The organism is Polaribacter sp. P097, assembly GCF_036864555.1.
Lineage (GTDB): Bacteria > Bacteroidota > Bacteroidia > Flavobacteriales > Flavobacteriaceae > Polaribacter.
Genome location: NZ_JAZETJ010000003.1, coordinates 140,109 through 155,384, shown reverse-complemented (window position 1 = coordinate 155,384; position 15,276 = coordinate 140,109). Strand labels below are relative to the sequence as shown.

Below are 15,276 nucleotides of genomic sequence, written 5' to 3'. Positions count from 1 at the left end.
TTTATTTAACTAGTGAATTGTATTTGTATTCTAAATTTTCGATTAACACAGAAATATCTCTATCTGATTCTATTTTAACCTGAATTTGTCTGTTGCCATCTACTTTTACAATAGCATTGTTCTTTGTGGTGATAAATTCGTTTCCTGGATACCATTTTAGCAACGTATCTTTAACTACAGGTAATAATTGATCTGATTGTAAATCTTTATTCCAAGGAGCCCAAGCAGAATACGAGAATTTCATATCCATAGCTGTAATTTTGTTGTACGCATTAAATCTTGCATAGAACAACATTACCATTCTTTTAGTAGCTTGTGTGCTATCTTTTGGCTCTAAAATAGTTTGTACATAATCATTATTCTGGCCATGAGTAGCAACACCTTCTTTATTCAATTGCCAACAAATATCATAAAATTCTTTTCTTGTTTGCCCAAACTTTAGGCCGTGAAAAATAGAATCGTATCTTTTATTACTCGCCAACTCTTTCTTAACCAGTTTTGTGTAATCTGATTGACAAGATTGGATTAGAAAAAAACTAAATATAAAAATTAGAAGTTTATAAATTTTAAATGTTCTCATTGTTCTATTTGCTATCATTTATCTTTAAAAACACTAAGTTTTCGTTGTTAACTGTGGTTAAAATATAATTTTTATTATTAATTTTTGTTTTATGAAAATCTCTAATTTGGCCTTTTACATTCAGAGAAGTAATTTTTCCAAATTTTTTACCATAAGCATCATCACCTAACATCAACCAGCCATAAGAAGCGTCTTGACGTCCAAACTGTGGTTTTACCAAATACTGGTTTCCTCCAAATATAATATCTAAAACACCATCATTATTTGCATCCACAGTTTCAATAGCCTCAATATTTGAATATTGAATTTTACTTGGCAACTCATACATTGTAAATGTATTATTTTCATTTAAAAACAAAGCTGATTTTGTAAGCATAATATCTCCAACTATAGCTTGATTTAATTGCTCTTTGTTAAATATTGAAGACATGCTAGCATTTGCATAATCTTTATAATAACGAAGCTTAGATTTTAAACTTACAATTTGAGAAATTAATTCATCTCTATCTAAAATTGGATAGTATTTGCCATCTTTTGCATAACAAATAATCTGCTCTACCTTTCCATTATTATCAAAATCGGACACATAAATGCGTAGCTTATTTTTAAGAAATGTATTATCACCTTTATTACCTGCTATAATATCTAAATCGCCATCTTTATCAATATCTATAGTTTTCAGAGTTTTCCAAAAACCAGAATAACCGTCTAAATTATATTCTTTTGTTTTGTTAATTAATTGACCATTGATATTTAAAAATACAGAAATTGGCATCCATTCTCCTGAAATTATCAAATCTTTTCTTCCGTCTTTATTAATGTCTTTCCATTCAGAATCTGTAATTAAACCAAGGTTATTCAATGCGTTTTGCTCTGAAATTATAAAATTATTATCGCCTTTATTTTCTAACAAATAACCACTTACAGGCACACCATAAGCTTCTACCCTAAAACGTTCACCTACAAAAACATCTTCATCTCCATCATTATCAAAATCATAAACACTTACTGTAGATGAACTTATAGGTTGATTGAATGGTAATGCGTTTTTGGCTTTGGTAAAATTACCATTACCATCATTCAAATAAAGACGATCGTGTAACAAATAATCGAACTTAGAATACGCTTTGCCACCACTTGTTACATATAGATCTAAATCACCATCATTATCACTATCAAAAAATACTGCATCTGTATCTTCTGATGATTTGTTTACAGTAAAAGGTGCTGTAATAATTTCAAAATTTTCTGAATTTTGAGAAAGAAACAACTGCCCTAATTGCCCTTTTGCTCCACCAATATAATAATCTAACTTACCATCTTTATTTACATCTGCGCTTGCAATGTTTGGTCCTTCATTACTAAACATCTCTGGCAAAAGTTGTTCTCTGTTAAAATCTACAAATTTATTCTCTCGATGTTTAAAACTAAAAATAGAATCGGCTTTTAAGATGTATTCTTCTTTTAAATTGATTTTAGAATCAACCTGGTCAGTTTCTTTTTCTGGTTGTTGAAATGAGTATTGCTGATTGGATTTTAATTTTTTATACTTTGAAATTGATGCATTGGGCCAAGTAATTACTAAACTATCAATAATATCTGAATCTCCTAGACCAAAAATTAAGTTTGTGGTTACCGAGCTTTGAAAACCTCTTGATGGGTAATTTTCTAAAACACTGTATTTATCATCGTAAAAAATTTCTGCTTTTGCACCAATTGCAAACTTGTTTGTTAAACCTCCTTCTAATTTTAGGGTGATACTTTTATATTTTGTACTATCTGTTTGGTTTTGATAAATAAAGGCTGGCATGTTTACATTATTTACAACTAAATCTAAATCGCCATCATTATCTAAATCTGCATAGGCACTTCCATTACTAAAACTTGGTTTGTTCAAGCCCCAATCACTGGTTTTTTCTTCAAAATTAAAATCACCTAAATTTTGATACATAGAATTTGGAAGAGCTTGTGAGGGCATTAACTCAATTAAATTTTGAATTACATTGCCATCTTTAATCATTTCCTTAATTCGCTTTCCATCTTCCATGTAGTTTAAATAATCTCTATCTAAAAGATCTTTATAAATTCCATTACTGATAAAAACATCTTTAAAACCATCATTATCTGCATCAAATAATAATGAAGACCAACTCCATTCTGAAGCTGCCACATTAGAGAATCTGCTAATTTCTAAAAACTTTCCAGACCCTAAATTTTGATGTAATGCATTTCTACTAAACTGTTGATGGTATTCATTTTTTACAGCTGCATCATATTTGTTCCAAGACTCAAAAATGGTTTTGGTACGTTGCCTTTCTAAATTTTTAGGCAACATTTCTGTAACCATAATATCTGTGTAAGAGTCATTATTTAAATCTGCAGCATCTGCACCCATAGAACCCATAGAAATAGATTCCATTTGATTGGTTAATTCTTCTTTAAATTTTCCGTTTTTTTGGTTGATATATAAATAATCGCGCTCAAAGAAATCATTAGAAATGAAAATATCAGGCCAAGAATCATTGTTATAATCGCTTACAGTAATTCCTAAACCAAAACCAATTGCACTTGAATAAATGTTAGATTCCTTAGTAACATCTGTAAAAAAACCATCATCATTTCTTAAAAGTTTATTGCCATTTGCAGAAGGTATATTTCGTTGGTCTTTAATTAAATCATAATTACCCACAGAACGAATTGAGTTATTTAACAAATAACAGTCTAAATCACCATCTTTATCATAATCAAAAAAATTGGCTTGCACAGCTAAACCTGTAATATCTAATCCATATTTTGCAGACTGCTCTGTAAAAGTTAAATCGCCATTATTAATATATAGTTCATTATGTCTATTTTTTTCTCTTGGAGGCCCAGCTTTACAAACATAGATATCTAGAAAGCCATCATTATTAATATCTACAAAACTTACTCCTGAGCACCAACTATCTTTAGAATTAACTTTAGCGATATCAGTAATATTTTCGAATTTAAAATTACCTTTATTTAAGTATAATTGATTATCAACCAAGTTACCTGTAAAAAAAACATCGTCTAAACCATCATTATTAATATCTCCTAAAGCAACTCCTCCTCCATTGTAAAAATTCTTATAGGTATATGGATTTAAAGCTTCTGTAACCGCCAAATCATTAGAAAAAGTAATGCCAGAATTGGTTTGCTCTAAAAATAGCGATTTATCATTTTTAACGTCTTTACAAGAGGCAAAAATTATTAGAAGTATTAGATAAATTCTATAATTAATAGTCATTAAATGATAAAAATAAATTGATATATGAAAGATATAAAAATCGATTATTTGATTGAAATATAAAAATATGACGAGGGTAAATTTTAGATAATTTCAGCTTTTTATTACCAAAAATTTAGAATTATAAAAAAGTAAAACGGGTTGCTAATAATTAAGCAACCCGTTCTTGATATTAAACAAAGTTTAGTAAATTAATATCCAGGATTTTGAGTTAAAGTTCCTCCACTTGCATCAATCTGCTCTTGTGGAATTGGAAACAATGTTTTGTGAGCATCGCTATTGGTTTTCTCCCACCAAGAATCTCCCCATTTTCCAAAACGGATTAAATCTTGACGACGAGTAACCTCCATAAACATCTCTCTACCTCTTTCTGCTAAAAATTCATCAGCAGTTAAAGAACCTAAAGGAGTTGTTAAACCAGCTCTATTTCTTATTGTATTTACATCTGGTAAAGCCATGTTCCAGTCTCCTGCAGCTCTTGCTAAACCTTCTGCTCTAATTAAATATAAATCACCTAAACGTATAATTGGGTAATCGTTATCCATGTTATCTTGTCCTCCTTGTCTGAAGCTAAACTTTCCTAAACGTGCACCACCTTCTCTAGAAGCATTTGGCTCTAATTCGTTTATTTCTGCAGTATATGTTAACTCTAAATCAGAAGATTCTGCATAATCTACAATTACTGAACCTTGGTAATCTAATTGAGTACCAATAATAAAGTTTGCTTTCTTACGAACATCAGAATCATCATAAGAATTATAAAATTCTTCTAAAGCTGAGTACCCATTCCAAGGCTGAGATGATAAGTTGTATGTAAACTGGTTTGCATAGTGCAAAGTCATACGTGCAAAGTTCATATTTGGACCTGAAACGTTGTCATAAGGAATAGACCAAACCATTTCTGGATTGCTTTCGTTGTTTGGTGCAAATATTGTTGCATAACCACTTAACATATCTGGGTCTGATGCTACTGCTGGTCTTTTACCTGGGTTTTCTACTTGGTAACCACTATCTACTAACATATAACCACCATTGTCAATTACATAACCTGCAGCCATTGCAGCTTCTGAATATCTTGGAGTTCCTGTATAAACCTCTGCATTTAAGTATAATTTAGCTAGTAAACCTAAAGCTGCAAATTGGTTAATTCTATAAACCTCTTGATTTGTAGTTAACGGACTAGCTGATAAATCCATACTAGAAGTAATTGAAGGCACACCTAAAGCAGCTAACAATTCTGTTTCTACGAAATTGAAAACTTGTGCTCTAGTTGATTGAGGAGCATCTACACCTGGAGTTGTAACAATTTTTACGTTACCCCACATATCTAATAATCTGTAGTAGAAAAATGCTCTTAATGCTCTAACTTGAGCAGTTTGATTAGCATCTAAACTACCTGCTAATAGGTTATTACACTCACCAATTGCACTATACTGCTGACCCCATGCACCGTTAATTGGTCCATTAGTAGAAGTATACGTATGTCTGTGCATGTCTATCCAAATTCCACCATCAAACCAGTCACCACCTTTTTGTGTAATAGCCATTTCATCTGAAGATACAGATTGTACTGACCAATATCCACCATGGTTTGCAGATCCTGATTCTCTCAATTGAGCGAAAGCTGAATTTATTGCGTCTGAAGGTCCTGCACCTCCACCATCAAAACTACCAAAAGATGGTTCTGAGCCGTTAAATGATTCTGTTTGTTCACCAACGAGTACCTCATCTAAATCTGTACAAGCGTTGAATGATATCAGAACACAAGAAACTGTAAATAATAAAAGTATTTTTTTCATTTTTATGTGTTGTTAAAAATTAATGTTAATTCCTAATGTAACTGTTCTAGAAGCAAAGTAATTATATCTTCTATCAATACCAGGAGTTAATGGATCTGCACCAGCAGTTAAGAAACCTCCATTGTCAACTGAACCTCTATCCGTAAATGCAGGTTCTGGATCTGCACCTGAATAGTTAGTGATCGTAAATAAATTTTGTCCTGTTAAAGATACTCTAATATCTTTAAAATATTTGCTATCTTCAGAGATATCGAATGAATATCCTAAAGAAATGTTATCTAATTTAAGGAAATCTGCTTTCTCAACATATAAAGAACTAAACTTCGCATTTGTGATGTTTGGATCTGCATATTCTGTGTTGATAAAGTTATAAGAACCTTGAGAACCAACTCTTGGCTCATAAAACACTCTAAAGTTGTTTACTAAACTATGACCAAATGCTCCTCTAAAGAATGCGTTTAAATCCCAATTTTTATATCTAACAGTGTGTGTCCATCCTAATTCGAAATCTGGAATACCTTTACCTAATTTCGTTAAATCTCCGTCAATAACTCCATCTCCATCAGAATCAACTGCATTACCAAATTCTTGGTTTACATCAATACTACCATCTCCATTTACATCTACAAAGTTCTGGCTACCATTAGTCACAGTACCATCCCATAAAGCTCCATAAATTTGACCAATTTCTTGACCTTCTGCAACTAAGATTACGTTAGTATCATTTTGTCCTGGTGCTCCTAAATTACCTCTTAAACCAGGAAGGTTATAAGAATCTAAAGTAGTTTTGTAGCTAGATAAGATTATTCCTGAATTATAAGTTAAATCGTTGTTTTTAATGATATCATAGTTTACTGCTAATTCAAAACCATTAGTAGATAAATCTCCACCATTTTCAACTCTTCTTCCTGAAGGATATACAGCAATATCTACTGCTCTTTCTAAAATAAAGTCAGATACTTTTCTTGTATATAAATCTAAAGTAGCATTTAATCTACCAGACGTAAATTCAAAACCTAAGTTAGTTTCTGCTTTTTCTTCCCATTTTAAATCTGGGTTAGCATCTGTTAATCTTTGGTTACTTAATAAATCTGAAGTTGGCTCAAATTTAGAGTAAGCTAAACCATAATCAGATGGTAAAGACCCTGTAACACCATAACCTAAACGTACTTTGAATAAATCTACGTTATCTAACTGTAAATATTTATTAAGATCTGCACCAATACCTAATGCTGGGAATAAACCCCATTTGTTGTTTTCTCCTAACTTACTAGATCCTTCTCTTCTTATAGAAGCATTAAAATAAATAGCGTCATCAAAAGTTACATTTAATCTTGTAAAGAATGCTATAATCTTCTGATCTGGAGATTTGTTACTATTAACTTCAATAAAACCACCATTTAATTGATCTTGAGACCATTCTAAAGCGTTGATATACGCTAAATCATCATTTGGAAAATCTCCTGCAGCTAAGAAATAGTTAAAGAAATTTTCTTGTTGCCAAGAGTAACCAGCAGTAAGTTTAAAGTCTAACTTGTCTGTTGGCTTAAAATTATAGTCTCCATAAACTTCAAATAATTTAAAGTCTCTGTCTTCTGTATATAATCTTGCTAAACCTTTACGAAATGGGTTATCTGCACCACCTCTAAACAAAGAAGTAGTTTTGTAGTACTCACCATTTGTTAAGTTTGTTGATTGTTGAGAGTATAATGCATTTAAGCTAATATCATCTGTAACAGTATATTTGAAGTTTGCAGAATAAGTAAACTCACTTCTCTCTCCATAATTCTGATTTTGATCTTGAATTGATACTGGATTAAAACTATCAAATAAACCTAAAGTTTCGAAGTAACCTCCATAAGGATCTCCATTATAAGGATAAGGTGAATCTGCACCTAAAACTGGAGCAGTTGGATTATACAATACTGCATATCTTAAAGCTTCATTAAATCCGAAATCAGATTCTCTTTGCGTATAAGATGCATTAAAATCTACTTTTAATTTATCATTTAATAATTTAGTACTTGCTTGGAATCTAGTATTGAATTGATCGAAACCAGAATTCTTTAAAATACCTTCTGCATTTCTAAAGTTAGCAGATACTCTAAAGCTAGTATCATCATAACCACCAGTAATTGCAACATTATTTACTGTTGTTACAGCATTTCTTGTTACTAAGTCTAACCAGTCTGTTCTACTTCCTAAATCTGTACCACCTGCAGCAACAAATTCATCACCAGTCATGTTCTGAACTTGATTTTGAATTGATGACATTGCAACTGAACCATTGTAAGAAACTTGCGTTTCACCAGCTCTACCTCTTTTAGTTGTAACAATAATTACACCACTTGAACCACGAGAACCGTAGATTGCAGCAGCAGAACCATCTTTTAAAACTGTCATACTAGCAATATCACTTGGATCGATATTGTTTAAAGAAGCACCAATAACACCATCAATAACAATTAATGGTTGTGAGTTAGAACCTACAGTAGAAATACCTCTTAATCGAATAACTGCGTCTGTGTTTGGGTCTCCACCTTTATTATAGATACTTAAACCAGATACCTTACCTTGAAGTAATTCTGAAGCACTGTTTACAGTACCCTTGTTAAAAGACTCTTCATCTACCTTAGTAACCGAAGATGTAATTTCTTTTTTGGTAGTACTACCATAACCAACAACGATAATTTCGTCTAATTGGTTACTTTCTTCTACCATTGTTAAATTAATTGTGGAAGATGTACCAACTGTTCTCTCTTCAGTTTTGAATCCTAAAGATCTAAAAACTAACACATCTCCTTGATTTGCTTTAATAGAATATTTTCCATCAAAGTCTGTCTGAGTACCTGTGCTAGTGCCTTTTATATTTACACTTACACCAGGTAAACCACCTGTGGCATCAGAAACAACACCAGTAATAGTTTGACCATACATAATACCACCAACCAAAAAGAGGAATGGTAGAATTAATTTTTTAAGTAACTTGTTTTTCATTTAAAGATTGGGTTTTAGTTAATTATTTTCAAAAACTACATATTATGCTATTGATGAAAACTGATTAAATTTAATGTAATATTAACAAATTTTTATGATTACGTTATGAAATTAATAAAATTTTACCGAAAAAATTATCTAAAACGTTTTCGGCAATGTGGTTTTTAGAGTCTTCTTACCCATATATTTCTATAGCTAACACCACTATTATCTTGATGATCCTGCAATTTTATAGGTTGCTCACCATGAGCGTTATACTTAGGCCAGCCAATATATTCTGTAGAACCCTCTAATGTAAAATTATCTTGAACTAGAACTCCATTATGCAAAACTGTAATTGTTGCTTTTTGCTCAATTTGACCATTTTCATCGAAAATGGGTTGATGATAAATAATATCATAGGTATTCCAGTTTCCTGTTTTTGATGAAGCTTTAACTAACGGAATTGATTGCTTATAAATGGAACCAACTTGACCATTTACATAGGTTTCGTTATCGTTATTATCTAGTATTTGAACTTCGTATCTATTTTGAAGAAAAACGCCACTATTGCTCCTATTTTGCCCATCTGCCCTAACCTCTTCAGAAGATTTCCATTCTAAATGCAATTGTACAGAACCAAAGTTTTGTTTTGTTTGAATATCACCCGCTTTATTTTTAACGGTCATACTTTTATCTTCATTCAAAATCCATTGTATCTCTGTAGAATCTTTAGAGGAAATCCATTCGTTGAAATCTGAACCATCAAAAAGAATTATAGCATCCGAAGGTATTTTAGTTTCAGAATCTACACTTACAGTTGGTGGTTTAGGTTCCCAAATTTCTGTTTCTTCTGGTTTGGTTGGTTCTGCTACCTGTTGCTCTAATATTGCTGGTTCTTTTTCTGCACTTTGCTTACAACTAAGCATAAAAAGCCCTATTGAAAAAAGTAATATGATTTTTTTCATCCTATTTTATTTATAAATTTTGTTTTTAAATTCCTAAAATTCTATTCAAGCGATTTTGATCAATTTCATCTTTACTACCAGCAAAATCATCAAATCTTTTGCTAGTAACTTCTATAATATGATCTTTTATAAACTGTACACCTTCTCTTGCTCCTTGTTCTGGACTTTTAATAATACATTCCCATTCTAAAACAGCCCAAACATCACATCCATACTCAGTAAGCTTGGAGAAAACTTTCTTAAAATCGACCTGACCATCTCCTGGAGACCTATATCTACCTGCTCTGTCTTTCCAATCATTATAACCACCAAACATCCCTTTTTTTCCTGAAGGATTAAACTCTGAGTCTTTAACGTGAAAAGCCTTAATAAATTCATGGTAATGATCTATATACTCTATATAATCTAACTGTTGTAATACAAAGTGAGAAGGATCATATAAAATATTTACAGCTGAATGATTATTTGTAGCTGCTAAAAATCGCTCAAAAGTATCACCATCATGAATATCTTCTACAGGATGTACTTCATAGCAAACATTTACATCATTGTCTTTAAAAGTATCCAAAATAGGTAGCCATCTGTTAGCTAATTCTTTAAAACCTGTTTCTACTAAACCTTTAGGTTGTTGTGGCCAAGGATGCATTACTGGCCATAATAAAGATCCTGAAAAAGTTGCATGGTTATTTAGACCTAATCTTCTGCTCACAATACCTGCTTTTTTCATTTGATCAATTGCCCACAAAGTTCTTTCTTTAGGTTTGCCTTGCAATTCTTTAGGTGCAAATACATCAAACATTAAATCATGTGCTGGGTGCACTGCCACTAATTGACCTTGAATATGCGTTGATAATTCTGTAATTTCTAATCCAAAAGAATTTATTTTCCCTTTAAATTCATCACAATAAGTCTGACTTTCTGCTGCTACATCTAAATCTATAATAGACTTATCTAATGTAGGTATCTGTATACCTTTATAACCTAAATTGGCAGCCCATTTGCACAAACCTTCTAAAGAATTAAACGGTTCCTCATCACCCATAAACTGCGCTAAGAAAACAGCAGGTCCTTTAATTGTAGTCATATTTCTAAATAGCTTACTTATTAATAATTATGGATATCTACCCAAACATTTCCTTTTTTATGAGATTCTACGGCTTTTTCAATAAAGCTCATGCCTCTTACACCATCTATAATTGTTGGGAATTCAGCTGAATCATAAGACTCTTTTAAAATTGCTTTAGCAACACCCTTATAAATATTACCCATAGAATCAAATATTCCTTCAGGATGACCTGGAGGCAATTTTGTACCATCTAAAGACAAATCTGAATTGTAATCATGGCCTGGCTTTAATACCTGCAAAGGTTTACCATCTTGCATTAAATACAAGTAATTTGGGTTTTCTTGCTCCCATTTTAAACCTGCCTTCTTTCCGTAAACCTTAACCACAAAACTATTTTCTTCTCCTGTTGCAATTTGGCTAGCGCAGATTACTCCTTTTACCTTATTTGAACATCTTAATAAAACTGTTCCATCAATATCCATTTGATTGTCTGAATAGAGGTAATTTAAATCGGCTAAAATGGATTCTATTTTTAATCCTGATACATATTCTAACATATCAAAAGCATGCGTTCCAATATCTCCTATACAACAACTAATGCCTGATTTCTCTGGATTTAATCTCCAAGTTGAAGACCTTTGCTCCTTATCATGAATAATTGGATTGATCCAACCTTGATAATATTGCGCATCTACTTTTTGTATTTCTCCTAACTCTCCATTTTTGATCATCTGTTTCATTTGACGAATCATAGGATAACCTGTATACGTATACGTTACTGCAAAAACAGTTTTTGCTTTTTGTAATGTTTTATATAATATTTCAGCTTCTGCAAATGTGGTAGTCATTGGTTTTTCACAGATAACATTAAAACCATTTTCCAAAAGACTTTTAGCCATTGGGAAATGCAAAAAATTAGGAGTTAATATTGAAATTACCTGCATTCTTTCAGCCTCTGGCAAAGCCAACTCTTGCTCAATCAACGAATCTAAATCTTTATATACCCTATTTGATGATAAATCTAATTGCTCAGCAAACTTTAAGTTTTCCTGATAATCTAAATTAAAAACACCACCAATTAACTCAAATTTATCAAACATTGATGATGCTACTCTGTGCAAAACACCAATTAATGAGTCTGAACCTCCTCCTAGGATACCTAATTTAATTTTACTCATTATTTATTAAGATTTATATTCTACTTTCTCGTTTTTGAATAAAAAACCAAATATTAGCATCACTACTACAGCAAAAATTGCTGGGAACATCCAAATATTCTGCCATCCATGAACGTCATCAGCAATAATGTTTTGATCTACAATTTTACCTGCAACCCAAAAACCTACTAACATTCCTACTCCATAAGTTGCTAAGGTTATTAAACCTTGAGCTGCACTTTTAATTTTATCACCAGCTTTAGAATCTGTATAAATTTGACCAGAAACAAAGAAGAAATCATAACATATACCATGTAATGCAATTCCAATAATCAGCATAAAAAATAAATCGCCACTATTACCATAAGCAAACAGTAAGTAACGAATTACCCAAGCCAACATACCAAACAGAACCGTTTTTTTAAAGCCGTATTTTTTAAAAAAGAAAGGCAACAATAACATAAATGCAACTTCTGATATTTGACCCAAAGAAGCCCAAGCTGTAGAATTATCAACCTTATATTCTGTTAAAAACAAACTAATGTTTTGATAATAAAAAGCCAGTGGAATACATATTAAAAACGATGAGATAAAAAACACGAAGAAGTTTTTGTCTTTAAATAATTTTAAAGCTTCTAAACCTAGAATATCTGATAAAGATGCTTTTTCATCTTTATTCGCAGAAGGTGGCGTTTTTGGTAAAGAGAAACTAAATACACCTAAAATTGCTGATGCAATAGCAACCATCAAAAAAGTATTCGACAACATTCCTGCTGCAATATTTGCTTCAGAATCCCATTTAAAGACAAAGCTAATAGCCAAACCTGCAATAATCCAACCAATTGTACCCCAAACTCTAACCATTGGAAACTGTTTTGATGGATCTTTCATTTGATTAAATGAAACCGAATTTACCAAAGCTAATGTTGGCATGTAAGCTATCATATACCCTAAAACATAAGGGTAAAAGACTGCAAATTCTGTAGCTTGCGCCATTAAATACATTAATGCTGCGCCTATTAAATGAAGAATTGCTAAAATCTTTTCTGCATTGATATACCTATCTGCAATTAAACCAATTATAAAAGGTGCTATAATTGCTCCCCAAGATTGGGTAGAATAAGCCATACCTGTTTCTGCACCAGTAGCACCTAAATTATTTCCTAAGAATGTACCCATAGTTACAAACCATCCTCCCCAAATAAAAAACTCGAGGAACATCATAAATGATAGTTGATATTGAATTGATTTTTTCATTATTATCTTTTTCTTTTTTAATTCTTAAGTTGCGTTGATGCTTTTAACAATAAATCCTTAATAGCAATTATTCCCTCTTTTTCAGACAATCTATCACCTTCATATTCCACACCTATAAAACCAGAATAACCAGCATTCTTAACAGTATTTAAGATCCTTACAAAATCTAGAGTCGTTTCATTTCCATTTTCATCAAAATCATAAGCTTTAGCACTAACAGCTTTGGCCTCTGGCATCATTAGCTCAATTCCTTTGTATTTATCTTTATACTCCTCTTCGCATTCACCCCATTTTGCACCATCCTTTCTTTTTACACACCAATTACCAAAATCAGGCAATGTTCCGCAATTTTCCATATTTACCTCATTAACAGCTTCCATTAATAAATCTGCATCCGAAGATAGCCAACCATGATTTTCACAAAGTACATTTATATTTTTTGTTGCAGCATAAGCTGATAATTTTTTCAAACCATCTACAACAGCGGTTTTCCAGATTGCAGGATCATTCGTACCAAATGTATTTACGCGTATTGAATGGCAACCAAGTTTTGCAGCAGCATCAATCCACTTTTTATGATTCTCTACAGCCATGTTTCTTACATCTTCACTTGGATCTGCTAAATCACCTTCACCATCTACCATAATTAACACATTCTCTATTGCATATTTTTTACTTAGGGTATTTAACGAATCTATAACTGCATCAAAACCCATTTCTTGAATTTGATTTATGTATAAATGATTTACATATTCTAAACCTTCAAAACCCATATTTTTAGACATTTCTGCAAACTTAAAAGGACTCACACCTTCATCGTTAAAAGTTCTATGCAAAGACCATTGAGCTAAAGACAATTTAAAAAATGGCTCTGAGTTTTCATTTGTTGAAGTGGTTTCAATTTCGGTTTCTTTTAAAGCTTTCTTTTCTTCATTTTTACAACTGAAAATGAAGAAAGAAAATACAATGAGTAAAACTGGAAATTTCAATTTTTTAGTGAAAATAATGTTCATTTTCTAGGATATTTTTGGTTGATTGAGAACTAAAATTATAAAACTGAGTTTATTTTAGTGTCTATAATTATTCAGTGAAAAATTTTAAACACTTTCTAAAACCCTTTTTCTAAAGATTATTGGCGTACATTTTTCTTGTTTTTTAAACATGGTTGCAAAGTACTGACTTGTAGAAAATCCGCATAAATATGCAACGTCACTTATATTGATATCAGGTTGCTCAATTAAGATATTTTTAGACATTTCTATACGCTTTAGCATTAAAAATTTCATAGGAGTTAAATTGGTTAATTGCTTGCAATGATGTGTAAATCTTGTTAAACCAACTCCAGATGATCTTGCCATTTTTTCAACAGTCCAATTCTCTGTTAGATTTAACTCTAACTCCTTTAAAAATAACTTTACACTTCTGGAACTGTTGGTTAAATTTTCGTTTAAAGATACTTCATCAACAATTAAAAGATCTAATAAAAGCAAAAGTAAATTATTAACCAAAATCCTAATTTTAGAAGCCTTATCTCCTTCTTTATCAGAATCTACAGCTTTGCCTATTTTTTGAAAACACTCACGAATTCTCTTATCTGCCTTCCAACAAATCTTTTCATTGTGTCTTAAAATAGTAGTTAATTTCTCTAAATCTTTTGGAGCTAAACATATCCAATCTGGCCATTTCCAGTTTTGATGTGGCCTTCTAACATTCAAATCTAAAATTAGCCAATAGAATTTGCCCATACCAATAGATGGGCTGCCTACTTTATGCATTTCCCAAGGTCTAGTAATGGTTAAACTGTTAGGAACCAACTCCATTTCCTCTCCTTGTTGAGCATAAGGCATTGTACCAGATTCTAAGAAATGAATCTCTATACCTTCATTTCTATGCCAATCTAAACCCCAATCTTGTGGCTTATTAGCATCCCAATAACCAATACTATTTATACCTAATGTATCGTCTGTTAATCGATCTCCAGGATAGGTATATCTAGCCAATGCTTTAAACTTTAATTTATTTCTATTTACGGCATCAATTAAAGGCAAACAAGTGTCTGCATGATACTCAATTTCGCCTACTTTAAATGGTGTTATATTTTGTACATTTAATTTCATTGAAAAATATTGAACATTATAAAAGTGCAAAATAAGTAATATTGAATTATGAATTATTAAAATTTCTTAATTTTAATTTTTGAAATTC

At 31.5% G+C, this 15,276-nt stretch carries 10 protein-coding genes; all 10 read right to left on the bottom strand.

Features of this window, described 5'->3' with window-relative positions; all coding sequences use genetic code 11:
- Position 1 precedes the first annotated feature (1 nt).
- Positions 2 to 580, bottom strand: coding sequence for a hypothetical protein (locus V7R38_RS12405; protein ID WP_334058894.1), 579 nt, complete (start codon positions 578 to 580; stop codon positions 2 to 4).
- 4 nt (positions 581 to 584) lie between these two features.
- Complete coding sequence (locus tag V7R38_RS12400) at positions 585 to 3,848, bottom strand: VCBS repeat-containing protein (protein WP_334058892.1); 3,264 nt, start codon at positions 3,846 to 3,848, stop codon at positions 585 to 587.
- 191 nt (positions 3,849 to 4,039) lie between these two features.
- Positions 4,040 to 5,647 carry a RagB/SusD family nutrient uptake outer membrane protein gene (locus tag V7R38_RS12395; protein WP_015480796.1) on the bottom strand — a complete coding sequence of 536 codons (1,608 nt, stop codon included), beginning with the start codon at positions 5,645 to 5,647 and terminating at the stop codon, positions 4,040 to 4,042.
- Positions 5,648 to 5,659: 12 nt separating this feature from the next.
- Positions 5,660 to 8,644 carry a SusC/RagA family TonB-linked outer membrane protein gene (locus tag V7R38_RS12390; protein ID WP_015480797.1) on the bottom strand — a complete coding sequence of 995 codons (2,985 nt, stop codon included), beginning with the start codon at positions 8,642 to 8,644 and terminating at the stop codon, positions 5,660 to 5,662.
- 164 nt (positions 8,645 to 8,808) lie between these two features.
- Positions 8,809 to 9,591, bottom strand: coding sequence for a 3-keto-disaccharide hydrolase (locus tag V7R38_RS12385; protein ID WP_334058888.1), 783 nt, complete (start codon positions 9,589 to 9,591; stop codon positions 8,809 to 8,811).
- A 25-nt stretch (positions 9,592 to 9,616) separates the two neighbouring features.
- On the bottom strand, positions 9,617 to 10,675 hold the full coding sequence (locus V7R38_RS12380) for a sugar phosphate isomerase/epimerase family protein (RefSeq protein ID WP_334058886.1): 1,059 nt from the start codon (positions 10,673 to 10,675) through the stop codon (positions 9,617 to 9,619).
- Positions 10,676 to 10,695: 20 nt separating this feature from the next.
- Complete coding sequence (locus V7R38_RS12375; protein WP_438825604.1) at positions 10,696 to 11,835, bottom strand: Gfo/Idh/MocA family protein; 1,140 nt, start codon at positions 11,833 to 11,835, stop codon at positions 10,696 to 10,698.
- Positions 11,836 to 11,841: 6 nt separating this feature from the next.
- On the bottom strand, positions 11,842 to 13,071 hold the full coding sequence (locus V7R38_RS12370) for a nucleoside permease (protein ID WP_334058884.1): 1,230 nt from the start codon (positions 13,069 to 13,071) through the stop codon (positions 11,842 to 11,844).
- 17 nt (positions 13,072 to 13,088) lie between these two features.
- Positions 13,089 to 14,084 (bottom strand): sugar phosphate isomerase/epimerase family protein, encoded by a 996-nt coding sequence (locus V7R38_RS12365; protein WP_334058882.1) that lies wholly within the window; start codon positions 14,082 to 14,084, stop codon positions 13,089 to 13,091.
- Positions 14,085 to 14,168: 84 nt separating this feature from the next.
- Positions 14,169 to 15,188, bottom strand: a complete 1,020-nt coding sequence (locus V7R38_RS12360; RefSeq protein ID WP_334058880.1) for a helix-turn-helix domain-containing protein — start codon at positions 15,186 to 15,188, stop codon at positions 14,169 to 14,171.
- Positions 15,189 to 15,276 lie beyond the last annotated feature (88 nt).